Origin of the sequence: Brachybacterium sp. (genome assembly GCF_036379615.1) — a bacterium.
Classification (GTDB): Bacteria; Actinomycetota; Actinomycetes; order Actinomycetales; family Dermabacteraceae; genus Brachybacterium.
Map to the genome: position 1 here is coordinate 54,693 of NZ_DASVGJ010000066.1, position 26,198 is coordinate 80,890.

Annotated in this window: 22 protein-coding genes and 1 tRNA gene; 13 read left to right on the forward strand and 10 right to left on the reverse strand. The window is 69.7% G+C overall.

Going from position 1 to position 26,198, the window contains the following annotated elements; all coding sequences use genetic code 11:
- Positions 1-108: 108 nt before the first annotated feature.
- Complete coding sequence (locus VF289_RS14090; RefSeq protein WP_330884535.1) at positions 109-1,602, forward strand: FAD-dependent oxidoreductase; 1,494 nt, start codon at positions 109-111, stop codon at positions 1,600-1,602.
- 95 nt (positions 1,603-1,697) lie between these two features.
- Here VF289_RS14090 and VF289_RS14095 read toward each other — a convergent pair whose 3' ends face one another.
- The 6 genes from VF289_RS14095 to VF289_RS14120 all read right to left on the reverse strand — a co-directional run bounded on the left by VF289_RS14095 (position 1,698) and on the right by VF289_RS14120 (position 6,302).
- Positions 1,698-3,014 carry an APC family permease gene (locus VF289_RS14095; RefSeq protein ID WP_330884536.1) on the reverse strand — a complete coding sequence of 439 codons (1,317 nt, stop codon included), beginning with the start codon at positions 3,012-3,014 and terminating at the stop codon, positions 1,698-1,700.
- A gap of 68 nt (positions 3,015-3,082) precedes the next feature.
- Positions 3,083-3,892 carry a hypothetical protein gene (locus VF289_RS14100; RefSeq protein ID WP_330884537.1) on the reverse strand — a complete coding sequence of 270 codons (810 nt, stop codon included), beginning with the start codon at positions 3,890-3,892 and terminating at the stop codon, positions 3,083-3,085.
- A 527-nt stretch (positions 3,893-4,419) separates the two neighbouring features.
- Positions 4,420-4,992: a hypothetical protein gene (locus tag VF289_RS14105; protein WP_330884538.1), complete on the reverse strand. Its 573-nt coding sequence runs from the start codon at positions 4,990-4,992 to the stop codon at positions 4,420-4,422.
- Between the two features lie 21 nt (positions 4,993-5,013).
- Positions 5,014-5,130 carry a MerR family transcriptional regulator gene (locus VF289_RS14110; RefSeq protein ID WP_330884539.1) on the reverse strand — a complete coding sequence of 39 codons (117 nt, stop codon included), beginning with the start codon at positions 5,128-5,130 and terminating at the stop codon, positions 5,014-5,016.
- Positions 5,131-5,147: 17 nt separating this feature from the next.
- On the reverse strand, positions 5,148-5,972 hold the full coding sequence (locus tag VF289_RS14115; RefSeq protein WP_330884540.1) for a hypothetical protein: 825 nt from the start codon (positions 5,970-5,972) through the stop codon (positions 5,148-5,150).
- A gap of 247 nt (positions 5,973-6,219) precedes the next feature.
- Positions 6,220-6,302: transfer RNA gene (locus tag VF289_RS14120), tRNA-Leu, on the reverse strand.
- Between the two features lie 110 nt (positions 6,303-6,412).
- Here VF289_RS14120 and VF289_RS14125 point away from each other — a divergent pair.
- Positions 6,413-7,060, forward strand: a complete 648-nt coding sequence (locus tag VF289_RS14125) for an ANTAR domain-containing response regulator (protein ID WP_330884541.1) — start codon at positions 6,413-6,415, stop codon at positions 7,058-7,060.
- Between the two features lie 58 nt (positions 7,061-7,118).
- Complete coding sequence (locus VF289_RS14130; RefSeq protein WP_330884542.1) at positions 7,119-8,489, forward strand: ABC transporter substrate-binding protein; 1,371 nt, start codon at positions 7,119-7,121, stop codon at positions 8,487-8,489.
- A 7-nt stretch (positions 8,490-8,496) separates the two neighbouring features.
- Here the strand turns inward: VF289_RS14130 and VF289_RS14135 are convergent, their stop codons facing one another.
- Complete coding sequence (locus tag VF289_RS14135) at positions 8,497-8,982, reverse strand: hotdog fold thioesterase (protein WP_330884543.1); 486 nt, start codon at positions 8,980-8,982, stop codon at positions 8,497-8,499.
- Between the two features lie 71 nt (positions 8,983-9,053).
- On the opposite strand from VF289_RS14135, the gene polA reads away from it, so the two are divergent.
- The 3 genes from polA to VF289_RS14150 all read left to right on the forward strand — a co-directional run bounded on the left by polA (position 9,054) and on the right by VF289_RS14150 (position 14,593).
- Positions 9,054-11,771: a DNA polymerase I gene (gene polA, locus VF289_RS14140; RefSeq protein WP_330884544.1), complete on the forward strand. Its 2,718-nt coding sequence runs from the start codon at positions 9,054-9,056 to the stop codon at positions 11,769-11,771.
- Positions 11,772-12,083: 312 nt separating this feature from the next.
- Positions 12,084-13,583, forward strand: a complete 1,500-nt coding sequence (gene rpsA / locus VF289_RS14145; protein ID WP_330884545.1) for a 30S ribosomal protein S1 — start codon at positions 12,084-12,086, stop codon at positions 13,581-13,583.
- Positions 13,584-13,747: 164 nt separating this feature from the next.
- A complete protein-coding gene (locus VF289_RS14150; RefSeq protein ID WP_330884546.1) occupies positions 13,748-14,593 on the forward strand; it encodes an HAD-IIA family hydrolase in 846 nt (281 codons plus the stop codon).
- An 11-nt stretch (positions 14,594-14,604) separates the two neighbouring features.
- Here the strand turns inward: VF289_RS14150 and VF289_RS14155 are convergent, their stop codons facing one another.
- Complete coding sequence (locus tag VF289_RS14155; protein WP_330884547.1) at positions 14,605-15,924, reverse strand: alpha-L-fucosidase; 1,320 nt, start codon at positions 15,922-15,924, stop codon at positions 14,605-14,607.
- 316 nt (positions 15,925-16,240) lie between these two features.
- Between VF289_RS14155 and VF289_RS14160 the strand changes: the two genes are divergently transcribed.
- The 5 genes from VF289_RS14160 to aroD all read left to right on the forward strand — a co-directional run bounded on the left by VF289_RS14160 (position 16,241) and on the right by aroD (position 22,041).
- Positions 16,241-18,082 carry a hypothetical protein gene (locus VF289_RS14160; protein WP_330884548.1) on the forward strand — a complete coding sequence of 614 codons (1,842 nt, stop codon included), beginning with the start codon at positions 16,241-16,243 and terminating at the stop codon, positions 18,080-18,082.
- An 84-nt stretch (positions 18,083-18,166) separates the two neighbouring features.
- Entirely contained in the window at positions 18,167-19,414 is a 1,248-nt protein-coding gene (aroC, locus tag VF289_RS14165; protein WP_330884549.1) for a chorismate synthase, read from the forward strand.
- Positions 19,411-20,025 (forward strand): shikimate kinase, encoded by a 615-nt coding sequence (locus VF289_RS14170; RefSeq protein ID WP_330884550.1) that lies wholly within the window; start codon positions 19,411-19,413, stop codon positions 20,023-20,025. Before aroC ends, VF289_RS14170 begins: the two co-directional genes overlap by 4 nt.
- A complete protein-coding gene (aroB, locus tag VF289_RS14175) occupies positions 20,022-21,104 on the forward strand; it encodes a 3-dehydroquinate synthase (RefSeq protein ID WP_330884551.1) in 1,083 nt (360 codons plus the stop codon). Before VF289_RS14170 ends, aroB begins: the two co-directional genes overlap by 4 nt.
- 7 nt (positions 21,105-21,111) lie before the next feature.
- A complete protein-coding gene (gene aroD, locus VF289_RS14180; protein WP_330884552.1) occupies positions 21,112-22,041 on the forward strand; it encodes a type I 3-dehydroquinate dehydratase in 930 nt (309 codons plus the stop codon).
- Positions 22,042-22,048: 7 nt separating this feature from the next.
- Here the strand turns inward: aroD and VF289_RS14185 are convergent, their stop codons facing one another.
- Positions 22,049-23,008 carry a trimeric intracellular cation channel family protein gene (locus VF289_RS14185; RefSeq protein ID WP_330884553.1) on the reverse strand — a complete coding sequence of 320 codons (960 nt, stop codon included), beginning with the start codon at positions 23,006-23,008 and terminating at the stop codon, positions 22,049-22,051.
- A gap of 103 nt (positions 23,009-23,111) precedes the next feature.
- Here VF289_RS14185 and coaE point away from each other — a divergent pair, with 103 nt between their 5' ends.
- Both coaE and uvrB read left to right on the forward strand, forming a co-directional pair.
- Positions 23,112-23,792 (forward strand): dephospho-CoA kinase, encoded by a 681-nt coding sequence (gene coaE, locus VF289_RS14190; RefSeq protein ID WP_330884554.1) that lies wholly within the window; start codon positions 23,112-23,114, stop codon positions 23,790-23,792.
- A 51-nt stretch (positions 23,793-23,843) separates the two neighbouring features.
- Positions 23,844-25,946, forward strand: coding sequence for an excinuclease ABC subunit UvrB (gene uvrB / locus VF289_RS14195; RefSeq protein WP_330884555.1), 2,103 nt, complete (start codon positions 23,844-23,846; stop codon positions 25,944-25,946).
- Between the two features lie 36 nt (positions 25,947-25,982).
- On the opposite strand, the gene VF289_RS14200 is transcribed toward uvrB, so the two are convergent.
- A partial coding sequence (locus tag VF289_RS14200; protein ID WP_330884556.1) for a hypothetical protein occupies positions 25,983-26,198 on the reverse strand: 216 nt, incomplete at its 5' end.

Consider the following 26,198-nt stretch of genomic DNA (forward strand, 5'->3'; position numbering starts at 1 on the left):
GTCCCATGTCCAGCAGACCGTCCAGGACCCCGTGACTCGTCCTCCCGACATCCACGGAGAGCAGTCGTCATGACCTCGCTCTGGCTCGAGAACCATGACCCTTCACGCATGCCCGTCTGCAGCATGCCGGCAGGGGTCACCTACGATGTCGCGATCGCGGGAGGCGGCCTCACCGGACTGGCGACAGCTGCAGCGGTGGCACGAACCGGGCGGCGGGTCGTCCTGCTCGAGGCGCGTTCCGTCGGAGTCGTTGCCACCGGCAACACCACGGCGAAGCTCACCGTGCTGCAGGGGGCGCGACTCTCGGAGATCCGCCAGCGGCATTCGCTCGACGTCGCGGGCGCATATCTCACCGCGTCCCAGGAGGCGCAGCGCTGGTTGCTGGATCTGTGCGCGCAGCGCGAGGTCTCCGCACAGCGCCGCCCCGCCTTCAGCTATGCGACCACCGCGGACGGTGAGCGACGCCTCGAGGCGGAGCAGGAGGTCGCCCATGAGCTGGGACTCGGCGTGCGGTGGAAGGAGTCGACCGAGCTCCCGTTCCCCGTCGCAGGTGCGATCTGCCTGGAGGACCAGGCACAGTTCGATCCGATGGACGTCCTCACCGCGCTCGCCCACGAGTTCCGCGGCCTGGGAGGGGTCATCGTGGAGGGGGCGAGGGTCACCGGGGTGAACCGTCGAGGTCCGCTGACCGTGACCACGACAGCCGGGGAGGTCCAGGCCGACCAGCTCGTCCTCGCCACCGGCAGCCCGGTTCTGGATAGAAGTGGCCACTCCCTGCGGATAGTGCCCCACCGCTCGTATGTCCTGGCCTACCGGGTGCCGGCGGACGGCTGGAGGCCACATGGCATGTTCGTCTCGGTCGACGGCCCCGTCCGCAGCTTACGCTCCGCGGCCCACGGGGGAGGCGAACTGCTGCTGGTCGGAGGCAACGACCACGTCACCGGGCGCGTGACGTCCCCGGCCGCTCTGATCGCAGATCTGGACGAGTGGACGCGCGGTCTGGTGCCGGGGGCCGAGCGCACGCACGCCTGGTCGGCGCAGGACTACGAGCCCTTCGGAGGCCTCCCTCTGATCGGAGCGCTGCCGGGAAGCGGCGGGACGATCTTCGCCGCTACCGGCTATGGGAAGTGGGGGATGACCGGTGCAGTCGCCGCGGCACGTGCCATCGCGGGATCCTTGGACGGTCGGGCCCCCTCGTGGCTGGGGACGCTGCAGTCGGCGAACGGCGGTGTCGGGACCCTCGCGGCCGGCGCGAGTGCAACCGCTCAGGTCGGACGGGAACTGGTCCAGGGCTGGGTGAGCGGGGAGCTGCACGCGCTGGATCCGGAGCCGCCGGGGGAGGGGCAGGGCGTCGTCGGCCGTTCCGAGGGCCGGCCCGTCGGCGTCTCCACCGTGGGCGGACGTACCTGTGCCGTCTCGGGGGTCTGCACCCATCTGGGCGGGATGCTGAGCTGGAACGACGCGGAGACGTCCTGGGACTGCCCCCTGCACGGATCCCGCTTCGCGCCCGACGGCACCCTCCTCGAGGGTCCCGCCGTGGCGGACCTCGCCACGCTCGGACACGATCGCTCGTCCTCCGCCGGCGGGGACCAGACTCCCTGACGCTCACGACACGTGCAGCAGAGGGGTGCCTGGGCGCCGACGGGAACTGCTCAGTCGTTCGTGCCCGGACCAGAGGCGGGGCCACCCGCACTGCGCTACCGGTGGCCGCGACGGCCACGCCTCCATGCCGCGAGCCCGGCGACTGCGGAGGCGACGACCAGGAACGGCAGGCCCAGCCGCCAGACCTGCCATTCGACCTGTGTCATGAGGAGAAGGCATGAGACCAGGCCGGCTGCGGGAAGCACTGTCGGCACTCGATAGTGGCGGTGCTCGACCAGGTCGCGGCGAAGGACCAGGACCGCGGCATTGACGGCGATGAACACCACCAGCAGCAGCAGCACCATCGCGCCGGCCAGGACACCGATCGAACCGGTCAGCGCGAGCACGATCGACAGTGCGGTGGTGGCGATGATCGCCACCCACGGGGTGCGGCGACGGGGCAGCAACCGCGTCAGCGCTCCCGGCAGCAGCCCGTCGGAGGCCATGCCGTACGCGAGCCGCGAGGACATGATCCCTGTCAGCAGCGCACCGTTGGCGACCGCGACCAGCGCGATCACGCTGAACACCACCGGTGGCACGATGCCCGCGGCCTCGATCACCAGAGAGAGGGGAGCGGTGGAGCCGGCGAGCTCCGCGGTCGGGACCACGCCGGAGGCGACCACACCGATCAGGGCATACACGATCCCCGTGACGATCAGGGCTCCGAACAGGGCCCGTGGGTAGGAACGCGCCGGATCCCTGGTCTCCTCGGCGATGTTTACGCTGGTCTCGAATCCCACGTAGGAGTAGAAGGCCAGGACGGTTCCGGCGAGCACCGCAGCGACCGGCCCGTTCTCGGGTGTCCCGAGTTCTGTGAGCCGGGCCGGATCCCCTTCGCCGCGTGCGATCACGATCCCGCCGAGCACGATCACCATCAGCAGTCCGCTGACCTCGATGAGGGTGGCCACCCGATTGACGCCCATCGACTCGGAGATTCCGCGGGCGTTGAGAGCGGCGAGCACGCCGAGGAATACGAGCACCACGAGCACTATCGGCAAAGACACGAACGCGCTCAGATAGTCGCCGGCGAATCCCAAGGCCAGGGTTCCCACGGAGACGATCCCGGCCGAGAGCATGCACACACCGACCAGGGACCCCACGAAGGGCCCGAATGCCCGAGTCGCGTAATGGGAGGAGCCGCCGGCCCGGGGGTACTTGGTCGCGAGTTCGGCGTAGGAACCGGCAGTGAGCAGAGCTAGGGCCAGGGCGATGACGAGGGGCACCCAGAGTGCCCCGCCGGCGATTCCGGCGATCTCTCCGGCCAGGACATAGACTCCTGCGCCGAGCACGTCGCCGAGGATGAACAGGAACAGTCCCGTAGTGGTGACGGTGCGGCGAAGCGTCGGTCGAGTCGGCCGCTGGGGATTCGTCATGGCCACACGCTAGCTTCGGCTCCACCTCCTGCCCGGACCGTTCGGTCGCTCCTCCAACGGGTTCTGCGTCAGCCGTGCACGGGCCCCTCGGTGTCGGCGGCTTCGTCCTGCGCCATCCCGACGTCGAAGGTCTCCCGGTCCTCTCGGAAGGCCCGGCCACGGGCATGAGCATGCACCTCGTCGAGCATCTCGTGCTGATGAAGCGACCTCGCGGAGAGCTCGTGGAACACAGCGGCATCCAGACCCAGGTCCTCTGCATTGTCAGCGAGCGTCTGCCAGCATCCACGTTTTCCGACCACCGCGCTGCGCATGAGCTCCACCTCGAGCAGGAGCGTCATCGGCGAGCGTGAGAGAACACGACCGTTGCCCTTCAACCGGCCTATGCGCTCTCCGACGGCGGCGACGGCCTGACGGTGTCGCATCTGCCGCATCCCCAGATCGTGGATGAGCTGCTGCAGGAATCTGCGCTCGCCGTGGATCTCCTCATCGAGCGAGGAGAGAGTGGCGGACACCGGCGTGTCCGCGAAGTCCGCCGCCATCCTGCCGATCCGAGCGGCACCAGCGGAAGCTCCGGTGAGGTGGTCGCAGAGGTAGAGATTCAGCAGGCGGTGATCGATGCGCGCCGCGCTCTCCGGTTCCCCGTCGGCCGGGGAAGCGGTGGTGGCTGGTCGATCGATCGCGGGGTGAGCCCGCCGGCTGTCGCGAGCGCGCCTCAGCATCGGTGTCGTCCGGATTCCGGCGACCATCCTCTCCACGAGCTCCCGGACCGTGTCCGCGGCGCTGCGGCGTGGCTGCCGGTCGAGCTCCCCGGGCCGCCGGTGCAGCGCCGAGAGCACGGCGGTTCCGACGTTCCCCATGGTGCCGACGACGAGTCTCATGACTTCTCCTTCGAACATGGCGTGCCCGGTGCGCGGCGAGCGGTCGGATCATGCCGTGTTCTCCCCAACCTACGCAGGGGGCCGTCTCCGGGAAGGGATCGACCGACGCTCCGACCGGTCGGTCCCGCGCGAGCGACCCGGCCACGCGCGAGCGACGGCACCCTCTCCCAGGCCTCGTTCGACCTGAACAGCGGAAGGGCCACCTTCATCTACGACTGCGAGGAGACCGTCGACCCCGAGAGCGGCGGTGAGGGGATTGCCCAGCTCCTTCGGGAGCACTCGGTCGACGACGGGGGAGTCGAGGACCAGATCATGGAATCGTCCGAGGACTCCCATGAGGCGGCCCGGGACCCGTAACGCCGTGGCATCGGTGTCCGCCGGAGCAGCTACGCGCCGCGGCGCCGGCCCCGGGACTGGTGACCCGCCCGAACACTCCGCCGTCGCCTGATACCCGTTCCGGCTGGCTCATGACCTCCGCCTCCGAGAGTGCCAACCCTCGAGGCACAGACGGACCAACCGCGCCACCTCTACTTGTTCAACAGCTGCTCGGTCAGCTGCAACGCTTTCAGCTGGGCCGGGTTGTACAACTCCGCGATGGCGTGACCGAGCACCATCAGGGCCTGGCCTTCACCCAGAGGTGAACTCTCCTCGAGATGCTCGAGACGAGGGCGCTCCGTCCGCGCAGCGGCGATCGTGGGCACCATCCGCTGGGCAACCGCCTTGATCACGTCGTCGCCCGCATCAGGCGGAAGGTTCTCGAAGTCCTCATCCACGTCATTGCCGACGATGAGCGCTTGACGGAACTCCTCCAGCATCGTCGGGCTCATGATGGTGGCGAAGATCGTGAGCAACGAACGCTGCCGCTCGGAAAGTCCCTCGGACAGTGCTTCGAATCCTGGCGGTGTGTCAGCGCGGGCGCGATGCTCGCGGATCGCCGCGAGTTCACGCCGAGCCCGGGCGAGACTCCTCATCGATGCCTTGAGCTCGCTGTCAACCTGCTGAAGTGCGGCGGCGGAGTCAGCGTCGTCGCGAAGGATCCTGCCGATCGCCGTGAGACGGATCCCGCGGTCCGCGAGGCGCCGGATCTGGAGCAGTCGCACCAAGTGCACCGCGGAGTATTGCTAGTAGCCGTTGGGCCGCCGCTGGGGAAGTTCGAGCAGTTCCAGACGGTGGTAGTGCCGGATCGTGCTGGTGGTGGTCTGTGCGAGCCGTGCCAGTTCGCTGGTGCTCCATGCCATCGCGGCCTCCTCACCTCTCATCCAAGCAGAAGCACGGGCACGAGGTACCTCATGCTGAAGGCTTCGTAAAGCGCTCCGATGATCAGCAGCGCGAGTGCTGCCAGGGCCAGCCATCCGAGCTGCTTCAGGCCCTGGAGGTATCCACGACGGTGGAGCTCCTCTCCGACACTCGACGGGGAGATCCAGGCGCGGCCCAGCACGTGCACCCCGAGCGACAGAAGGATGTACGCCTGGAACTCGATGACCACGGTAAGAGAATGGGGGATCATGGCGATCCAGGTGGCGTCGTCGGTGGGTGCCAGGGTGACGCCGATGACCACTGCCCGGCAGCCGAAGATCGCTAGTCCCGCGAAGGGGATGACGAGCGAAGGCAGCACGATCGAGAGCAGGCCGACGGTGATCACGTTGACACCGAGGATCGTCGCCGCGAAGAGCCACGGATTCAAGAACACCCTTTGAACGAGATCAGCGGTGCCATCCTCCTCCATCGTCGTCGCGCGCGCTGCGGCCAGCTCGGGGAACGCAACGCCAATGCCGAAGCCGACAAGGACGATCCCGTACATGACCAGGTTCGCTATGAGGTAAGCGCGAGGATTGTCGCGAAGGATCTGCATCGGTCTGCGGACGAGGTTCACGGGGTTCTCCTGAGCGATGGGGAACGGACGCTTCATGCCGTTGGCCCCGATTCCAAACCATGCTCCTACAGCAGGGTCAAGCACCCGGCGGTGGTAGGTGTCGGCGGCAACAGGAGTATCCGATTGGCGGATCCACGTGTGGAGCGTCATCTCGTGGTCGTCGAACTCCGTTGCGATCTGCGCGATGGTGATGCCGTCGCGGGGCACACGATGACCCGCAGCCCAGTGGGGCGGGGTGCCACGCACGGGATGCGGTCAGCGGCCGTGAGCGGGGCGCATCGGGCGTCCGGGTGAGAAGCTCGACAGCGGGACCTGCCAGGCCCTTGACCTGCGGCGAGCTGCGTTGGCCCGCCGCGAGGCCGCCAGGAACAGCATGTGTTCACACCATGTCCAGATCGACCCTTCGGGGACCTCGAAATGGGCATCACGGCAGGCCATCGGTCTGTCACTACGGTGCCGGGTGCGGGACTCGAACCCGCACGCCCTCGCGGACAGCGCATTTTGAGTGCGCCGCGTCTACCATTCCGCCAACCCGGCTCGCCCCCCGGGAAGGAGGGCTGGATTAGGATACCGCTGATGACCACCGGCCTCGACGCTGCAGGTGCAGGCCACCCGCGGACGAGGCCCCTTCCGAGACACAGGGCGAGATGACCGACGACAACACTGCACTTCCCGACGACGCCCAGGACGACCTGCCGAGCACCGAGGACTCGCCGCGACGCACCGCCGTGGTGGCTGAGGATGAGAGCCTCATCCGGATGGACATCGTCGAGACGCTGACCGAAGCCGGTTTCGACGTGATCGCCGCTGTCGGCGACGGTGAGAGCGCCGTGGCCAAGGCACGCGAGCTCCGCCCCGACATCGTGGTGATGGACGTCAAGATGCCGCAGATGGACGGCGTCACCGCCGCCGAGCGCATCGGCGAGGACAACCTGGCCCCCGTGGTCATGCTCACCGCGTTCTCGCAGGCCGAGCTGGTCGAGCGGGCGCGCGACGCGGGCGCCATGGCGTACGTCGTCAAGCCCTTCACCCCGGCGGACCTGCTGCCCGCGATCGAGATCGCGATCTCGCGGTACCAGCAGATCACCCAGCTGGAGTCCGAGATCGCAGATCTCGGCGAGCGCTTCGAGACCCGCAAGCGCGTGGACCGTGCCAAGGGCCTGCTGCAGACCAACATGGGGCTGAGCGAGCCCGAGGCGTTCCGCTGGATCCAGAAGACGTCGATGGACCGCCGCCTGACGATGCGCGAGGTCGCCGACGCCGTCGTCGACCAGCTCGGCGGTCCGAAGGACTGAGGGCGCACACGCAGTCCTGACCCGGGGTGGGCCGGGAGAAGAGGGGAGCGGCACGAGCATGACGATGACGCGGCGTGATCTGGTGCGCGGCCTCGGGGCGGGGGTCCTCGGGGCCGTCGCCCTGAGCGGATGCGGTGACGGGCTGCGACGGGGCGGCGGCGGCAAGGAGACCACGCCCGGTCCCACCGGGCCCGAGCTCTCCGAGCCGGATGTCCCGCTCGTGATCGGGCAGATCGGCGCGAACTACGGCCGGATGGCCTCCTTCGAGGAGGCGATCGCGATCTCCCTGGACGAGGCACGGATCGACGTGAACGCCCGGTGGGGTGGCCTCTTCGGTCACGAGGTCGCGCTGCTCGAGCGGCACGTCATGGAGAAGCCGGGCGAGGATCTCGGACCGGTCATCCAGGCCTTCGCGGACTCCGGGGCGACCTGTGTCATCACCTCGATCGACGAGGAGTCGCTGACCGCTGCGATGCCGGCCCTGGTGGAGGCCGGGATGGTGGTGATCGATGTGTTCACCTCGGGGATGAGCGTGCGCGACCCCGAGGTGCAGACCGCGAACCTGCTGGTGCGGCTCTCGCCCAACGACCAGATCCTCGCCGCGCAGTACGGCGAGGCCGCGCTGAGCGCGAGCTCCGATCGGGGCGGTGATCCGGGAACGGTCGCCTACGTCTCCGAGGACACGGCTCAGGGGAGGAGCCTCGCCCACGAGCTCGGAGAGTTCCTCCATCCCAACGGCGGCGAGATCGTGTCCGAGCAGTTCTACCCCGTCGGCGACTTCGGTGACGCGAAGAAGCGGGTCGCGAAGGTGCTCACGACGCCGCCGGCCCTGCTGGTGTTCAACGGGGGAGCGGAGGCGGCGCCCTTCCTCTCCGCACTCTACGAGGAGACCCTCGACGAGGGGCAGCGCCCGACCATCGAGTTCCCCAAGCGGCTCTCCCCGGCCGCGACCCTCGACTATTCGCAGCTGCCCGTCGCCGAGGACCTGGCCCCGAAGTGCCTGGCCTCCGCGACCGGGTACGAGCCGGGCTCGGACATCACGGTCGATCACCAGAACATGATGCTGAACCGCAGCAGCGACTTCCTGCGCGAGGGCTATGCCTATTCGCAGCAGGGGTACGACGCCTTCACGATGGTCTGCCTGGCGGCCCAGCATGCGCTGTCGGTGACGGGCACCGCGCTGGCCGCCGCGCTGCCGGCGATCCTCACCGGTGCGGAGGGGTGCCCCGACTACGGCACCTGCCGCGGTGTGATGCGCACGGCGATGGAGGCGGACGGGAAAGCGACCATCTCCTACACCGGGCGGATGGGGAAGCTCGAGCTGGGCCCCCATGCCGACGCCCGGATCGGGGAGCTGCGCGAGTACAGCTGGTCCGAGGCGAACGTCATGGAAGCGGGTCGCGCGACGGGATTCGAAGCCCCGCAGTGACCGGCGCTCAGCGCGGGGGCAGCAGCTGGGTGGAGACGGTCACCGTGCTCATCAGGGTGCCCGCCTCGTCATGGATGTCGACCAGATAGCTGGCCACCTGGCGCCCGAGGTGGCGGGCGGAGCAGGTCGCGACCACGGTCCCGCTGCGCGCCGAACGGTGGTGGAGCGCCGAGACGGACGTCCCCACGGCCTGTGCACCCTCGCCGTGGACCTCGCGGGCGCGCACGATCGCGGCGAAGGACGCGATGCTCTCGGCCAGGGCGATCGTCGCCCCGCCGTGCAGCAGCCCGGCCGGCTGGGTGTTGCCCGCCACGGGCATCGAGGCGGTGCCCCCGTGCGGCCCGAGGGTGAGCAGCTCGATCCCGCAGCGCTCGAGGAGGGTGCCGCGCAGCAGCGGCGCGAAGTGCTCCCGGAGCTCGTCGCTGATCGGCGGGGCTGCGGGGTGCTGCGCCGACCGTGAGGCGGGGTCCGGGGGGAGGGGCGTGTCCGTCATGGCACGAGGGTGCCACAGCACGGCGGGGAGCGGCGTCCCCGCTGGGACGCCGACGTGGGAGACTGCTCCTCATGAGTGCGAGCGACACCGACGACCAGCGCATCCTCCTCATCGATGGGCACGCGATGGCCTTCAGGGCCTTCTTCGCCCTGCCCGCCGACGGGTTCAGCGACGGCCGGGGGCAGGCCACCAACGCGGTGTACGGCTTCACCCGGATGATCATCAACGTGGTCGCCTCGGAGCGTCCCACCCATGTCGCGGTCGCCTTCGACCTGCCGGGCGGCACCTTCCGCGATCGGATCTACGACCAGTACAAGGGCGGTCGTGACGAGACCCCTGCCGCCTTCCACGGCCAGATCGACCTGATCATGCAGGTGCTCGACGCGCTCGGGGTGCGCTGGCTGACCTACGAGGACTACGAGGCCGACGACATCATCGCGACCCTCGCCACGCGCGCGGAGCAGGCGGGTCATGAGGCGCTGATCGTCTCCAGCGACCGCGACGCGATCCAGCTGGTGGGAGAGAAGGTCTCCCTGCTGCAGCCGATCAAGGGCGTCACCGAGATGCGGCGGATGACCCCTGCGGCCGTCGAGGAGAAGTACGGCATCCCGCCTGAGCGCTACCCGGACCTCGCCGCCCTGGTCGGCGAGGCGGCCGACAACCTTCCGGGCGTGCCCGGCGTCGGCCCCAAGACCGCAGCGAAATGGATCCTGCAGTACGGCGATCTGCCGGGGCTGCTCGCCCATGCGGAGGAGATCAAGGGCAAGGCCGGTCAGTCGCTGCGCGACCACGTCGAGGACGTCGAGCGCAACCGCCTGATGAACGCCGCCTTCACCACGCTGGACCTGCCTGAGGACGCGGCGCACTACGCCCTCGGCGGCGGCGACCGAGCCCGGGTGCTCGAGGTGTTCGACGACCTCGCCTTCGGCGACACCATCCGCCGCGACCTGCCGGCCGCCCTGCTGGGCGAGGTCGACGCCGACGAGGAGGCGGCGGTGGAGTCGGAGGCCGCTGACGTCCTCGCTATCCAGGATGCCGACGCCCTGCGCCAGCTCCTCTCCGAGGGCGGCGAGCTGCTCGCCCTGGACGTGGCCGAGGACGTGCGCGGCGGCGCCCTGATCGGCCTCGCCACCCCCGCCGCGAGCGGAACGATCCAGCTGGGGACCCTGGACTCCGCAGCGACCGAGGAGCTCGCAGCCGCGCTCGGCAGGGCCCAGGAGATCCGGGTGGCCGATGCCCCGTCGGTCCGCTCCTGGCTGGCCGACAACGGTTATTTGCTCGGCGAGCAGGTGCGGGACCTGTCCCTGGAGGCCTTCGTGCTGCGACCCGGCGCCCGCAGCTACGACGCCGAGGCGCTCGCGAGCGAGCTGGGCGGGGTGAGCTTCGAGCCGAAGCCCCGCAAGCCCGCCGAGTCGACGCTGAAGAAGGAGACGCCCGAGGTGCGGGCCGAGCATGTGGCGAAGGCCGGGGTGCGTCTCGCCATGGCCGCAGCGGCTCTGCACACCGCGGCCGAGGAGCTCACCGCACGCACCGGTCTGGAGCCCTGGGCGGAGAAGATCCTCGCGGAGCTCGAGCGGCCCCTGCAGGCCGTGCTCGAGACGATGCACGGTCGCGGCATCGCGATCGACCGGGAGGAGCTCGCGAGCCGACGCGAGGAGCTCGAGGGATTCGTCGCCCAGGCCAAGCGGGAGGCCGGGCAGATCGTGGGGGAGGAGGTCAACCTCGCCTCCCCGAAGCAGCTTCAGGTGGTGCTCTTCGAGACCCTCGCCCTGCCCACCACGCGCAAGATCTCCTCCGGTCACTCCACCGACGCCGAATCGCTGACCGACCTGTCGGAGTCGCTGGACCCCGACTCCAGCGGCCACCAGTTCCTCTCCTGGCTGCTGCGCTTCCGGGAGATGAGCAAGCTGACCGGCTACCTGGTGGGGCTGGACAAGGTGGTCGATGCCGGCTCCCGCGTGCACACCACCTTCCAGCAGACCGCCGCGGCCACGGGCCGCCTCGCCTCCACCGAACCGAACCTGCAGAACATCCCGGTGCGCACTGCCGAGGGCCAGCGGATCCGCGACGTCTTCGTCGCCGGCGACGGCTTCGAGACGCTGCTGACGGCGGACTACTCCCAGATCGAGATGCGCATCATGGCCCACCTCTCCGAGGACGCGGGTCTCATCGAGGCCTTCCGCTCGGGAGAGGACCTGCACAACTTCGTCGCCTCGCGCGTCTTCGGCGTGAGTCCTGATGCCGTCGACCCGGCGATGCGCTCCAAGACCAAGGCGGTCAGCTACGGCCTGGCCTACGGGCTCTCCGCCTTCGGCCTCTCCCGCCAGCTGCGGATCTCTCGCGCCGAGGCGACGGCGCTGCGCGACGGCTACTTCGAGCGCTTCGGCGGGGTGCGCGACTACCTCCGCGACAGCGTGGAGACCGCTCGCAGCACCGGCTACACCGAGACCCTGCTGGGCAGGCGCCGCTACCTGCCGGATCTCACCTCCGACAACCGTCAGCGGCGCGAGAACGCCGAGAGGGTCGCGCTGAACTCCCCGATCCAGGGCAGCGCGGCGGACATCATCAAGCTCGCGATGCTCGCCGTGGAGCGGGAGATGCGGGCGGCGGAGCTGGACTCCCGGATGCTGCTGCAGGTGCATGACGAGCTCGTGGTCGAGGTCGCGCCGGGGGAGCTGGAGCAGGTGCGGACCATCGTCGAGGAGGGGATGGACTCCGCCTACGAGCTCTCGGTCCCGCTCGAGGTCGGCGTCGGGATCGGTCGCACCTGGCGCGAGGCCGCGCACTGAGGCCGGTACCGCGCCGCGCACTGACGCCGGTAGGGGTGCACCGACGCCGGGAGGACCGCGGCCGCTGCTGCGGGACCTGCGGCCCTGCCCGGAGGACGAGCACGACGGAACTCACACCTCCGGCGGGCCCGGGGCGCCTCGGCGCTCTCGCGCAACAGTGCTGGGGCTGTTAAGCTTTCGAAGGTCTGTGCGCGTGTCGACGCCGTCGTGTCCACCACGTCGTGCGTCAGCGGGCATCGACTGGCCCTCCTCGGAGGGTCAGCACGTCCATCGACCCTACTCAATTCCTGTCCCGACGGAGTCCTTACCTACATGACCGACACCACGACCCCCCAGATCGCCATCAACGACATCGGTGACGCCGACGAGCTCATGGCCGCCATCGATGCCACCATCAAGTACTTCAACGATGGCGACATCGTCGAAGGCACCGTGGTGAAGGTCGATCACGACGAGGTCCTCCTGGACATCGGCTACAAGACCGAGGGCGTCATCCCCTCGCGCGAGCTGTCCATCAAGCACGACGTCGACCCCGGCGAGGTCGTCGAGGTCGGCGACGAGATCGAGGCCCTGGTTCTCCAGAAGGAGGACAAGGAAGGCCGTCTGATCCTGTCCAAGAAGCGCGCCCAGTACGAGCGCGCCTGGGGCACGATCGAGCAGATCAAGGAAGACGAGGGCGTCGTCACGGGCCGCGTCATCGAGGTCGTCAAGGGCGGCCTCATCGTCGACATCGGCCTGCGCGGCTTCCTCCCCGCCTCCCTCGTCGAGATGCGCCGCGTCCGCGACCTGCAGCCCTACGTCGGCCAGGAGATCGAGGCGAAGATCATCGAGCTCGACAAGAACCGCAACAACGTGGTCCTGTCGCGCCGTGCCTACCTGGAGGAGACCCAGTCCGCGGTCCGCTCCGACTTCCTGCAGACCCTGCAGAAGGGCCAGGTCCGCGAGGGCGCCGTGTCCTCGATCGTCAACTTCGGCGCGTTCGTCGATCTCGGCGGCGTCGACGGCCTGGTGCACGTCTCCGAGCTGTCCTGGAAGCACATCGACCACCCCTCCGAGGTCGTCGAGGTCGGCCAGAAGGTCAAGGTCGAGGTCCTGGATGTCGACATGGACCGCGAGCGCGTCTCCCTGTCGCTGAAGGCGACCCAGGAGGACCCGTGGCAGCTCTTCGCCCGCACCCACGCCATCGGCGAGGTCGTCCCGGGCAAGGTCACCAAGCTGGTTCCCTTCGGTGCGTTCGTGCGCGTCGAGGACGGCATCGAGGGCCTCGTGCACATCTCCGAGCTGGCCCAGCGCCACGTGGATCTGCCCGAGCAGGTCGTCACCGTCGACCAGGACGTCTTCGTCAAGGTCATCGACATCGACCTCGAGCGTCGTCGTATCTCCCTCTCGCTGAAGCAGGCCAACGAGGGCGTCGACCCCGAGGGCGACGACACCACCTTCGACCCGGCGCTCTACGGCATGGCCGCGGAGTACGACGCCAACGGCGAGTACAAGTACCCCGAGGGCTTCGATCCGGAGACCAACGAGTGGCTCGAGGGCTACGACACGCAGCGCGAGGAGTGGGAGGGCCAGTACGCGGCCGCCTACGAGCGCTGGACCGCCCACAAGGCTCAGGTCGCCGAGGCCATCAAGGCCGATGAGGAGTCCGCGAACGCTCCGGCCGCCGCTTCGACCTCCTCGTCCTCCTCCTCGAGCACGGAGTCCGCTGCCCCCGCGGCGCAGGCCTCCTACCAGTCGAGCTCCTCGGACGAGGGCACCCTGGCCTCCGATGAGGCCCTGGCCGCCCTGCGCGCCAAGCTCACCGGCAACTGATCCTCGGATCGTTCCAAGGAACGGCCCGGTCCCCGCATCGCGCGGGGGCCGGGCCGTTCCCGTCACCGCCGCAGAGGTGAGCAGAGTCGGCGGAATCGGACTCGGTAGGGGGCTCGGTGTGAGCGGACTCGGCGGGAGCGGGTCGGAGACGGCACACTGGTGCCATGACCACGAAGCTCGATCACCCGCCGCTCGATGACCATCCGATCCATTCCTGGCTCACCGACATGGACGGGGTGCTCGTCCACGAGGAGACCGCGCTCCCCGGCGCCGCGGAGTTCATCGCCTCCCTCCAGCGCTTCGGTCGCCCGTTCCTGGTGCTGACCAACAACTCGATCTTCACCCCGCGTGATCTGCGGGCGCGGCTGTCCCGCAGCGGGATCGACATCCCCGAGGAATCGATCTGGACCAGCGCTCTGGCCACGGCTCGCTTCCTGGCCGAGCAGCAGCCGGGCGCGGCCGCCTATGTGATCGGGGAGGCGGGCCTCACCAGTGCGATGCATGAGGAGGGCTTCATCCTCGCCGACTCCGACGTGGAGTTCGTGGTGCTGGGGGAGACCCGCACCTATTCCTTCGAGGCGATCAGCCGCGCGATCCGCCTGATCACCCGGGGAGCGAAGTTCATCGCCACCAATCCCGACGTGACCGGCCCGAGCGCCGAGGGCCCGCTGCCGGCGACCGGAGCGGTCGCAGCGATGATCACCGCGGCCACAGGCATCCACCCGTACTACGTCGGCAAGCCCAATCCGCTGATGATGCGCACGGCTCTGAACCGGATCAGCGCGCACTCGGAGACCTCGATCATGATCGGTGACCGCATGGACACGGACGTGAAGTCCGGGCTCGAGGCCGGGATGCGCTCCGTGCTGGTGCTCTCCGGTTCCACCCAGGAGCACGAGATCACCCAGTACCCGTACCGGCCGACGGCCGTGCTCGGCGGGATCGCCGATGTGGTGCCGCTGGTGGAGAGGCTCACACCGATCGAGGCCGTGGAGCTGAACGAGGACTGACCTGATCCGGGTCAGCCGGCCGGCGCGGGGTCGAGGAGGATCTCGAGCACCGGTAGGAGGACGTCCGGTCGACGGATCGGCAGGGTGAAGGTCACCGTGCCGGGGGCGAGGCCGTTGACGCTCATGTGCGCGTGCAGGTCCGCCTCGGGCTGCTCGATGAGGCCGAAGCGGACCTCGGAGCCGTCGTCCAGCAGCCGCGCGGCGCGCACGGGTCGTGGCAGGTCCGTGAGGTGGAGGCTCTGCATCGGCCACGCCGTGAGGTGCACGTACACGCGGTCGCCGCGCTGTGTGAGGAGCGTCCCCTGCGGCGCTGTCATCTCCCGGGCGGGTCCGGCGCCGCGCACGGAGTCCTCGTGCAGCTCCATCCACTCGCCGATCTCCTCCAGCAGGGCGAGGTCCGAGCGGCGCAGCCCGCCCCGCCCGTCGGGGCCGATGTTCAGCAGCAGGTTCCCGTTCTTGCCCGCGGAGTCCACCACCATGCGCAGCAGCAGGTCCGCACTCTTGGTGTCGTGATTGTCGCGGTCGTAGCCCCAGGAGCCGTTGATGGTCTGGCAGGACTCCCAGCGCACCTCGTGCCCGTCCCCGTCGACCATCGGGGCGACGGGCTGGTGCTGCTCCGGGGTCCGCAGGTCTCCGGGGAGCCCCAACCGGTCGTTGACGAGGATGTCCGGCTGGAGAGCGCGGACCATCGCGAGCAGCCCCTCGCTGTCCCAGTCCTCGGGGCCCTTCCCGTCCTCGCCGGGGTAGGTGAAGTCGAAGAACAGGTAGTCGATCCTCCCGTAGCCGGTGAGCAGCTCACGCACCTGGCCGTGGAGGTGCTCCCGGTAGCGGGCCATGTCCCGGCCGGCGTTGCGCTCCTCGCGGTCCGGGGCATGGCGCAGCGGATGGAAGGAGTCGATGGTGAAATCAGGATGGTGCCAGTCGATGAGGGAGTGGTAGAACCCGACGCGCAGGCCCTCCTCGCGCAGCGCGTCGACGAACTCGGCCACGAGGTCGCGGCCGCAGGCGACGGTGGAGGTGAAGTCGGTCAGGGCGCTGTCCCACAGGCAGAAGCCCTCGTGGTGCTTCGTGGTGAGCACGGCATAGCGCATGCCCGCCGCGCGAGCGGTGCGTGCGATGAGGCGGGCGTCGAAGCGGTCGGGGTCGAAGAGCTCGACGTACTTCTCGTACTCCTTTGGTGCGATCTCCTCGCGGGACATGACCCACTCGTGCCGCGCCGGGACCGCATAGGCCCCGAAGTGGACGAACAGGCCGAAGCGAGCGTGGTCGAACCAGGCATGCGGGTCGTCCCTCCGCGGGGTGTCGGCGCCGGAGGGAACGGTCGTGCTCATCAGGGTGCTCCTTCGGAGACGTCGGTGGGAGAGGCTGACGTGGCGTCCCCACGACTGCATGGTCCTCGGATGTCTCAGGAGACTACGGGAGTGATCGCTCGTGGGCAACGATCGGGGCGGGCGAAGCCGCTTGAGCGCTTCCACCTGCGCTCAGTCTCCTCGGAGTGTGGGAGCTGGCCTCGCGCGAGAAGGGGAGTGGGAGCTTCACGCAGTGACAGCGACCGGATGCTTGCTCCAGTGATAGGACCTATGGGAGAGTTCGAGAGCACCCGCGATCGGCCCGACGCCCCGGGCCGTACAGACGAAGAGGTCTTCCATGCATCGCTCTGCCGCCGTTCCCTCCACGCCCGACCGCTCCGTCGGCCCCGACCGACCCCCGTCCGGGCCGGACGACGAGCTGCCCCGTGTGCCCGCGGGTGTGCCTCGCCGCGCGTTCCTCGGACGGTCGGCCATGGCGGGGGCGGCCGCGCTCGGCGGCCCCCTGGCGCTCAGCGCGTGCGGCGGCACGACCGCGGAGGAGCCAGCCGCGAGCGATGGCTATGTTCCCGGCAGCGCTGCGCTGAAGGTCGAGATCGCCCCCGAGATCGAGGGCGTCCTCTACCCCGAGGGGTACGTCGGCCCGCGTGCCCGCGATCTCACGCCCTTCGGTGACGGATCCACCGAGTTCACCATGCTCAGCCAGATCGATCCGGAGATGGATCTCTCGACGAACTACTACTCCACGCTCCTGGCGGAGAGGACGGGCGTGAACATCTCCTACGTCACCGTCCCCTCGGGCGAGGACGGCAAGACGAAGGTCAACGCCATCATGGCCGGGGGCGATCTCCCGCACGCGATGATGGTGGGCCAGGAGATCTTCTCCCTCTCCGAGGTGAGCATCTACGGCGCACAGGGAATGTTCCTGCCGCTGGACCAGCTGATCGACGAGTATGCGCCGCACGTCCTGGACATGTTCGACGCCTTCCCGGACATGCGGGCGCAGTACACCTCGCCGGACGGCAGGATGTACGGCCTGCCGTCGATGAACGACTGCTATCACTGCAAGAGCGCGAACGTGCGCACCTGGATCAACTCGCGCTGGCTCGAGGGGGTCGGCGCGGAAGCACCCGAGAGCCTCGACGACTTCGCCGTGCTGATGGAGGAGTTCCGAGACTATGCCGACAAGCCGGAGGGCTCCGTTCTGGTCACCGCCTCCGCCGAGACCATGCCCTTCCTCGTGCAGTTCTTCCTCGGATCGTTCCTGGAGATGCCCGAGCTCTGGGTGCGGCGCTCCGGGGAGACCATCGAGTGGATCCACCAGGACCCGGCTTTCCGGGAGGGGATCATCTGGCTCCAGGAGCAGTTCGCGAACGGCACGTTCGACACGGGCATGTTCTCGAGCACGCCGGAGCAGTACCAGAAGCTCGGTGACGGCGCCGACGGTCCGAGGTTCGGCGTCGCCTACGGGTACTCGACCTTCCACTTCGCCGCCCACAACGATTTCACCGACCCGGGGAACGTCGCCCGCATCATGGTTCCGATGGCGCCGATGGAAGGGCCCGGCGGCGTGCGCACCGCGCAGTGGGACCACTTCTCCTACGGCTACCCCAACTTCGTGATCACCCGGGACTGCCCTGATCCCGAGCAGCTCATCCGCTGGGCCGACCACCAGTTCGAGCTGCAGCTGACCACATCGATGAAGCGCGGGGAGCGGGGCGTCGGCTGGGACTGGGCGACCGCGGAGCAGAAGGGGATCGACGGACGCCAGGCCATCTATCAGGTCCTTCCCAGCCCAGAGGAGCTGAAGAATCAGACCTGGCGCGAGTGGGGTCCGCTGTACCAGTCGGTGGACCAGCGCCATGCCGAGGCCGTGCAGGACGCCAACCCGTCGGTCGAGCCGATCCTGTACGCGGCCGGCACGCTGTACGAGCCCTTCGCCACGCCACGGGAGAGGGGAGTGCCTCCGCTGGTGTACGACATGGATCAGTCCGCCCAGCTCGGCGAGATCGAGACCAATCTCGAGAACCACTTCACCCAGGCCATGGCGGCGTTCGGCACCGGCGCGAAGGATGCGTCGAAGGACGCCGACTGGGACGAGTACATCGCCGGGGCGACGGCGATCGGCGTGGAGACCTACGTCCAGCTCACGCAGGCCGCGTACGACGCCCAGCGCGGGTGAGCCCCTCGCGCCCGGCCACGGTCGCGCTCCTCGCGCGGTGGACGTCGAGGCCCGGCGCAGCGCCCGCATGAGAGAATCGATGCCATGTTGCGCTGGCTCACCGCCGGGGAATCCCACGGCCCCTCTCTCATCTCCCTGCTCGACGGCGTCCCCGCCGGAATCGAGCTGACCAGTGACGATCTGAAGGCGGCGCTCGCGCGCCGACGGCTGGGCCACGGCCGCGGCAGCCGCCAGAAGTTCGAGCAGGACGTGCTGAGGATCCACGGCGGTCTGCGTCACGGCCGCACCCTGGGCTCACCGCTCGCGATCGAGATCGCCAACTCGGAATGGCCGAAGTGGGAGAAGGTCATGAGCGCCGATCCGGTGCCGCGGGAGGACCTCCTGGTCGACGCCGGCACCGGCGACGAGCGGGAGATCGCCCGCAATCGGCCGCTCTCCCGGCCCCGCCCCGGACACGCCGATCTCTCGGGGATGCTGAAGTACGGCTTCGAGGACGCTCGGCCGATCCTGGAGCGCGCGAGCGCTCGGGAGACCGCCGCCCGCGTGGTCGCGGGACGCGTGGCGGCGGCACTGCTCGAACAGGCCGCAGGCATCCGCCTCGTCTCCCACACCCTGCAGACCGGAAGCGTGCGCGTTCCCGAGGACGCCGCGCTGCCCACCCCCGACGACTCCGCCGTGCTGGACGCCGATCCGCTGCGATGCTTCCACGGCGCGACCTCCGCCGCGATGGTCGCGGAGGTCGATGGTGCCAAGGCCGACGGCGACACCCTCGGCGGGGTGGTCGAGGTGCTCGCCTACGGGGTCCCCGTCGGTCTCGGCTCGCACGCCCAATGGGACCGGCGCCTCGACGGGAAGCTGGCCCAGGCGATCATGTCGATCCAGGCCATGAAGGGCGTCGAGATCGGCGACGGCTTCGCCACGGCCGGTCGTCGCGGCTCCGCGGCCCATGACGAGATCCTCAGCGTCGATGCGGCCGAGGCCGGCTCCTTCCCGCGGGTCACCAACCGCGCCGGGGGCCTCGAGGGCGGCATCACCAACGGCCAGGTCATCCGTGTGCGCGGCGCTCTGAAGCCGATCTCCACGGTGCCGCGTGCCCTGCGCACAGTGGATGTCGCCACCGGCGAGCAGACCACCGCGAACCACCAGCGCTCCGACACCTGCGCCGTCGCGCCCGCTGCGGTGATCGCCGAAGCGGTGGTCGCGCTGACCCTCGCCGACGCCCTGCTGGAGAAGGCGGGCGGCGATTCCGTGGCCGAGATCCGCGCCCATCTGGAGGAGACCCAGGCTCTGCAGTCGGTGCTCACCGACCGCCGTCCGGACCCCGCTCCGTGACGGGGCCCCTCGCCATCCTCATCGGCCCGATGGCGGCGGGCAAGACCAGCGTGGGACGCGCTCTCGCGTCCCGGCTGGACGTCCCCTTCGCCGACCTCGACGCACTGATCGTCGAGGCGGACGGCCGCAGCATCCCGGAGATCTTCGCGGCCGACGGCGAGACCGCCTTCCGCGAGATCGAGGCGGCGACCCTCTCCCGGGCCCTGGTCGAGCATCCCGGTGTGCTCTCCCTGGGCGGTGGGGCACCGCTCCACCCGGCCTCGCGAGAGCTGCTGCGAGGGGCACCGGTGATCTTCCTCGACATCGACGAGTCGATCGCCGCGCGTCGCCTGATGCACGGTGCGGGCCGGCCGATGCTGCAGGGGACCGATCCGATGGCCCGCTGGCGAGAGCTCGCCACGGAGCGCGAGCCCCGCTATCGCGAACTGGCGGCGCTGCGCATCGACTCCGGCCACGGCAGTCCGTCGCGCGTCGCCCGCGCGATCCTCGCCACCCTCCAGCTCGATCCGTCCACCCCGTCGCACAGCCCAGCACCGCCGAACGACTCAGCACCATCGAACAGCTCAGCACCGTCCCACAGCGCAGCACCGTCGAAGAAGGAGCCCTCATGAGCACCACCGTCATCCCCGTGTCGACCCCGACCGGCGGCTATGACGTCCACGTGGGTCGGGGCCTGCTCTCCGGCCTCCCCGAGCTGCTGCCCGAGCGCGCACGACGGGTGGTCATCGTGCATCAGCCCAGCCTGCGGGAGGTCGCCGAGCAGGTGCGCGCCACGATCGCCGAGACCGGTCGGCAGGCCTTCGCCGCGGAGATCCCCGACGGGGAGGAGGCCAAGACCGCGCAGGTCGCCGGCTTCCTCTGGGGAGTCTGCGGGCAGGCCGAGATCGGGCGCGGCGACCTGGTGATCGGACTGGGCGGCGGGGCCGCGACCGACCTCGCCGGCTTCGTCGCGGCCTCCTGGCTGCGCGGTGTCGACGTGCTCCAGGTGCCGACCACGGTCGCGGCGATGGTCGACGCCGCCGTCGGCGGGAAGACGGGCATCAACACCTCCGAGGGCAAGAATCTCGTCGGTGCGTTCCACCCGCCGATCGCGGTGGTGGCGGACCTCGACGTGCTCGGCGGACTCGGCGGGAACGATGTCGCCGCAGGGCTCGCGGAGGCGGTCAAGGCCGGTTTCATCGAGGACACCGAGATCCTCACGATCGTCGAGCGGGACCCGTCCGCGGTGCTCGACGTCACCACCGACGCCTTCCGTGAGGTGATCGAGCGCGCGATCCGCGTCAAGGCCCGGGTGGTCTCCGCCGACCTGCGGGAGTCGGGGGAGCGGGAGATCCTCAACTACGGGCACACCCTCGCCCACGCCATCGAGCGCAACGAGCGCTACCTGTGGCGCCACGGAGCCGCGGTGAGCATCGGGATGATGTTCGTCGCCGAGCTCTCCCATCTCTCCGGCAAGCTCTCCGAGGCAGAGGTCGACCGTCATCGCGCGATCCTCACCTCGCTGGGCCTGCCCACGACCTATCGTGATCGGCAGTGGCCGAAGCTCGAGGACGCCATGAAGCGCGACAAGAAGACCCGCGCCGGTCTGCTGCGCTTCGTGGTCCTGGACCGGATCGGTTCGGTCTCCCGGATCGAGGGCCCCGACCCCGCTCTGCTGCTGTCCGCCTACGCCGCGATCACCGAGGAGTGAGCGACCGATGACCGACCAGACCCCCACCCCGCACGACGCCGGCGCACCGGACGGCGCCGCACCGGACGACGTTCTCGCGCCGAGCGAACTGCCCGTCCCGGCCGAGACCGCCTCCCGGGCGGCCTCGGCTCCTGAGGCGGACGTGCGTCGTCGCACCGCGACCGTGCGCGGGATCGAGCTGGGCCGGGCTCGGCCCGAGATCATCGTCCCGCTGGTCGAGCCCTATGAGGACGAGCTCATCGTCCAGGCGACGGCCGCGGCGGGCACCGGCGCCCGGATCATGGAATGGAGGCTGGACCGCTTCCGCCCGGACCTCACCGATCCCGTCGACCACCGCGACGCGGTGCTGTCCGCACTGGCCTCCGTGCGGGCCGCACTGGGCCCGGACCGAGCGCTGCTGGCGACCTTCCGCACCGCGGCCGAGGGCGGGTCCCGCCCGATCGCCGATCACGACCTCGGCATCCTGCTGGAGTCCTTGATCACCGGTCGCCGCGCCGGCACCCAGTCCGCCGTCGACCTGGTCGACATCGAGACCGCCCGGGACGAGGGGACCGTCGCGCGCGTGATCGCCGCCGCCCACCGGCACGGCACCGTGGTGGTCGGCTCCTTCCACGACATGGACGGGACCCCGCAGGAGGCGGAGATGGTGGAGATCCTGCGCGCCCAGCGCCGGCTCGGCGCCGACGTCCCGAAGATCGCAGTGACCCCGCGCACTGCGCGGGACGTGCTCACGCTGCTCTCGGCGAGCCTCACCGTCGCCGAGGACCTCTCCGGTCCGCACATCGCCATCAGCATGGGCCCGCTCGGGGCGAGCAGCCGTGTCGCCGCCGAGGCCTTCGCCAGCGCGGCGACGTTCGCCTCCGTCGGCGCGGGGTCCGCCCCAGGCCAGCTCCAGGCGCAGGACGTGTCCCGGATGCTGGAGCTGCTGCGCCCCTGAGGCCGGTTCAGGCGCTGCGGGGCGGGGGAGAGGCATCCCCTTCGTGCCCGCTCCGCTGGTCGCCGGGGCGGGGCCCTTCCCCGTGCGGGGGCGCCGGGTGACCCTCGGACAGATCGGTCCAGGGAGACTCCTCGCCGGGCTCTTCGGCACCGCGGAAGACACGCTCGGCATAGGTCGCGGCATCGGCGTCGTCGGCGGCGGAGTCCTCGGCGAGGTCGTCGGAGTCCGCATCCACCACCGGGATCGCCCCGGTCTCCAGGGCGACCCGCTCCCGCTCGCTCCTGCGGGTGCGGCGCACGAGCTGCTTGAGCTGGCTGGCGGACAGGGTCACCTGCCACTCGCTGTGCGCCGGCAGGGTCCAGCGGCGCCAGGCCGCGATCCCGGCCAGCAGGGCGCCGACGGCGACCGCCACCAGCACGGTGCCCGAGGGCAGTCCGAGGGCGAACACGCCCCAGGTGAGGATCGCGGTGACCAGGGCCCCGGTCGCGTACAGCGGGCCGCCGCCGAAGATCGCAGGGATCCTCCCCACCAGCACGTCGCGGATCACCCCGCCTCCCACGGCGCTGGTGACCCCCAGCAGGATCGCCGGCAGCACGTCGAGCCCGTAGCCCAGGGACTTCGCGGTGCCGGTCGCGGCCCACAGCCCCATCGCGGCGATGTCGAGCACGCTCACCAGGTGCCGCCACCAGGATCCCTCGGCCGCGACGAAGAAGGAGAAGGCGGCGCCGGCCAGGGCGCAGGCGAGGTACCAGGGTCCGTCGAAGGCGGCAGGGGTGCCGTAGTCGAGGATCAGGTCACGCACGATGCCGCCGCCGAGCCCGGCGGCGATGCCGATGATCGCGAAGCCCACCGCGTCGAAGTTCAGCCGGGAGGCCAGCGCCCCGGCCGCGACACCCATCACGAACACGCCCAGCAGGTCCATGGCGCGCAGGACGTCGTTGGTCACGAGCAGTTCGAGAGGATCCACCCCAGCACGGTACGACCTGGCCTGCTCGGGCGGGAACCGGACGTGACGGCGTCGACGGCGCTGCGGGGCCCCGGGGCCGTCCGGTCGGCCCTAGGATCGAGCCATGCCCGCCACCACCGCCCCGCTGCGCCTCGGTCTCACCGGCGGCATCGGCTCCGGGAAGTCCACCGTCGCGGCGCTGTGGCGCGAGGCCGGGTACCGGGTGATCGACCTCGATTCCCGCTCCCGTGCTGTACTCGACGTCGCCGGGGACGGGGTCGAGGAAGCGGTCGCACGCTTCGGCGAGGAGTTCCGGGCCACGAGCGGCACGATCGATCGTGCAGCCCTGGCGCGCCTGGTGTTCGCCGATGCCGCCGCCCGGGCGGACCTCGAGCGGATCGTGCTCACCCGCGTGGATGCCGCGGTGTCCCGCGAGGAGCAGGAGGCGGCGGAGGCGGGGGAACGGATCGTGATCCACGACAGCCCGCTGCTGCTGGAGAAGCATCGCGACGAGGACTACCACTCGGTCCTGGTCGTGCTCGCCCGGCGCGAGGACCGCATCGACCGGGTCCTGCGCGATCGCGGCAAGGACCGCGACTACGTCGAATCGATCATGGCCGCACAGGTGACTGATCAGGAGCGGATCCGCCGCGCGGATCGACTGGTGCTGAACACCGCGGATCACGAGACGCTCGCCGAGCGGGCCCGGCATGCGCTGGAGGCTGTCCTGGGCGCCCTGCAGGTCCCCGCACTCCCGGATTCCGCGCTGCAGGATCCGGGCCTGCAGGATTCCGCCCTGCGCTGACGGTCAGGGGCGGCCGTATCGTCTGTCGGTCCCGGGTCGTAAGCTCGGGGGATGCGCCCCGTCACCGATCTGGTCCGCTCCGAGCATCCCTTCGAGGTCGTCTCCGAGTACTCGCCCTCGGGCGATCAGCCGACCGCCATCGCCGATCTCACCCGCCGCATCAACGACGGCGAGCAGGATGTAGTGCTGCTGGGCGCCACCGGCACCGGCAAGTCCGCCACCACCGCCTGGCTGATCGAACAGGTGCAGCGTCCCACGCTGATCATGGCCCACAACAAGACTCTCGCCGCCCAGCTCGCGAGCGAGTTCCGCGAGCTGCTGCCGCACAATGCGGTGGAGTACTTCGTCTCCTACTACGACTACTACCAGCCCGAGGCGTACGTCCCGCAGTCGGACACCTACATCGAGAAGGACTCCTCGATCAACGCGGAGGTGGAGCGGCTGCGCCACAGCGCCACCAACTCGCTGCTGACCCGCCGCGACGTGGTGGTGGTCTCCTCCGTCTCCTGCATCTACGGCCTGGGCACCCCGCAGGAGTACGTGGACCGCATGGTGCAGCTCAGCGCGGGCCAGGAGCTGGATCGCGACGAGCTGCTGACCCGCTTCGTGAACATGCAGTACGACCGCAACGACGTGGCCTTCGAGCGAGGCACCTTCCGGGTGCGGGGCGACACTGTGGAGATCATCCCGATGTACGAGGAGCTCGCGATCCGGATCGAGTTCTTCGGTGACGAGATCGATGCGATCTTCACCCTGCATCCGATGACCGGCGAGGTGATCCGGCAGGAGGAGCACATCCACATCTTCCCGGCGTCGCACTACGTGGCCGGGCCCGAGCGTCTCTCCCGCGCCATCGGCACCATCGAGGTCGAGCTCGCCGAGCGGCTCGAGGAGCTCGAGCATCAGAACAAGCTGCTCGAGGCGCAGCGGCTGCGGATGCGCACCACGCACGATCTGGAGATGCTGCGCCAGATGGGCTCCACCAACGGGGTGGAGAACTACTCCCGACACCTCGACGGCCGTGAGCCCGGCACCGCCCCGAACACGCTCATGGACTATTTCCCCGAGGACTTCCTGCTGGTGATCGACGAGTCCCACGTGACCGTCCCGCAGATCGGCGCGATGTACGAGGGGGACCGCTCCCGCAAGCGCACCCTGGTCGACTTCGGGTTCCGCCTGCCCTCCGCGCTGGACAACCGGCCGCTCACCTTCTCCGAGTTCACCGAGCGCACGGGACAGACGGTCTACCTCTCGGCCACTCCGGCGGAGTACGAGCTGGGTCGCTCCGACGGCCATGTCGAGCAGATCATCCGGCCGACGGGCCTGGTGGATCCCGAGGTGGTGGTCAAGCCCGTCAAGGGCCAGATCGACGACCTGCGCGAGGAGATCGAGAAGCGCGTCCAGCGCGACGAGCGCGTCCTGGTCACCACGCTGACCAAGCGCATGGCCGAGGACCTCACCGACTTCCTGCTGGAGAACGGAGTGCGAGTCCAGTACCTCCACTCCGACGTCGACACCCTGCGCCGCATCGAGCTGCTGCGCTCCCTGCGGCTGGGCGAGTTCGACGTGCTGGTGGGCATCAACCTGCTGCGTGAGGGACTGGACCTGCCGGAGGTGTCGCTGGTGGCGATCCTGGATGCGGACAAGGAGGGCTTCCTGCGCTCCCGCACCTCTCTCATCCAGACGATCGGACGCGCGGCCCGCAACGTCTCCGGCCAGGTGCACATGTACGCCGACCGGATCACCGACTCGATGCAGTCCGCGATCGACGAGACCAACCGGCGCCGCGAGAAGCAGATCGCCTACAACACCGAGAACGGGATCGACCCGACCCCGCTGCGCAAGCGCATCGCCGACGTCACCGACATGCTCGCCCGCGAGGACATCGACACCGACACGCTGATGGCGACCGACTACCGCTCCGGCAAGGAACGGGTGGCGAAGGATCGTGCCCGGGCGAACGCCGTCGACGCGGTCAAGGGCCGCAGCGTGGATCTGGGCGAGGATCCCGTCGGCGCGCTGACCGGCATGATCGATGAGATGACCGCGCAGATGCACCAAGCCGCTGAGTCGCTGAACTTCGAGGTCGCCGCGCGCCTGCGTGACGAGGTGCAGGAGCTGAAGAAGGAGCTGCGGGCGGTCCAGCGTTCTTGAAATGTCATCGCACGCGGCAACGGCGCAGGGGGAGCGTCACTCCTCGTAGCGGAGAGTGAAGGTGGTGCCTGCGTCCATCGTCGGGGTGGTGATCGAGAGAGATCCACCGGCGCGGACGGTGAAGGTGTCCTGGTCCGTCCTGAGATCGATGCCACCGCCCTCCTCCCGTTCGGACAGTGCCGTGCTGGTGCGGAGCCGGAGCTTCCGTGAGGTCACCGAGAGCACGGTGAAGGCGATGTCCTGGCCCATCGA

What these genes read in the sequence shown, in the direction of transcription:
- VF289_RS14155 (WP_330884547.1), bottom strand. Translation starts at nt 15,924, where the DNA reads ATGAGCACGACCGTTCCCTCCGGCGCCGACACCCCGCGGAGGGACGAC.
- aroC (WP_330884549.1), top strand. Translation starts at nt 18,167, where the DNA reads ATGTTGCGCTGGCTCACCGCCGGGGAATCCCACGGCCCCTCTCTCATC.
- VF289_RS14125 (WP_330884541.1), top strand. Translation starts at nt 6,413, where the DNA reads ATGACCGACGACAACACTGCACTTCCCGACGACGCCCAGGACGACCTG.
- VF289_RS14160 (WP_330884548.1), top strand. Translation starts at nt 16,241, where the DNA reads ATGCATCGCTCTGCCGCCGTTCCCTCCACGCCCGACCGCTCCGTCGGC.
- VF289_RS14150 (WP_330884546.1), top strand. Translation starts at nt 13,748, where the DNA reads ATGACCACGAAGCTCGATCACCCGCCGCTCGATGACCATCCGATCCAT.
- VF289_RS14095 (WP_330884536.1), bottom strand. Translation starts at nt 3,014, where the DNA reads ATGACGAATCCCCAGCGGCCGACTCGACCGACGCTTCGCCGCACCGTC.
- coaE (WP_330884554.1), top strand. Translation starts at nt 23,112, where the DNA reads ATGCCCGCCACCACCGCCCCGCTGCGCCTCGGTCTCACCGGCGGCATC.
- VF289_RS14090 (WP_330884535.1), top strand. Translation starts at nt 109, where the DNA reads ATGCCCGTCTGCAGCATGCCGGCAGGGGTCACCTACGATGTCGCGATC.
- uvrB (WP_330884555.1), top strand. Translation starts at nt 23,844, where the DNA reads ATGCGCCCCGTCACCGATCTGGTCCGCTCCGAGCATCCCTTCGAGGTC.
- VF289_RS14100 (WP_330884537.1), bottom strand. Translation starts at nt 3,892, where the DNA reads ATGAGACTCGTCGTCGGCACCATGGGGAACGTCGGAACCGCCGTGCTC.
- VF289_RS14135 (WP_330884543.1), bottom strand. Translation starts at nt 8,982, where the DNA reads ATGACGGACACGCCCCTCCCCCCGGACCCCGCCTCACGGTCGGCGCAG.
- rpsA (WP_330884545.1), top strand. Translation starts at nt 12,084, where the DNA reads ATGACCGACACCACGACCCCCCAGATCGCCATCAACGACATCGGTGAC.
- polA (WP_330884544.1), top strand. Translation starts at nt 9,054, where the DNA reads ATGAGTGCGAGCGACACCGACGACCAGCGCATCCTCCTCATCGATGGG.
- VF289_RS14110 (WP_330884539.1), bottom strand. Translation starts at nt 5,130, where the DNA reads ATGGCATGGAGCACCAGCGAACTGGCACGGCTCGCACAGACCACCACC.
- VF289_RS14130 (WP_330884542.1), top strand. Translation starts at nt 7,119, where the DNA reads ATGACGATGACGCGGCGTGATCTGGTGCGCGGCCTCGGGGCGGGGGTC.
- aroB (WP_330884551.1), top strand. Translation starts at nt 20,022, where the DNA reads ATGAGCACCACCGTCATCCCCGTGTCGACCCCGACCGGCGGCTATGAC.
- aroD (WP_330884552.1), top strand. Translation starts at nt 21,112, where the DNA reads ATGACCGACCAGACCCCCACCCCGCACGACGCCGGCGCACCGGACGGC.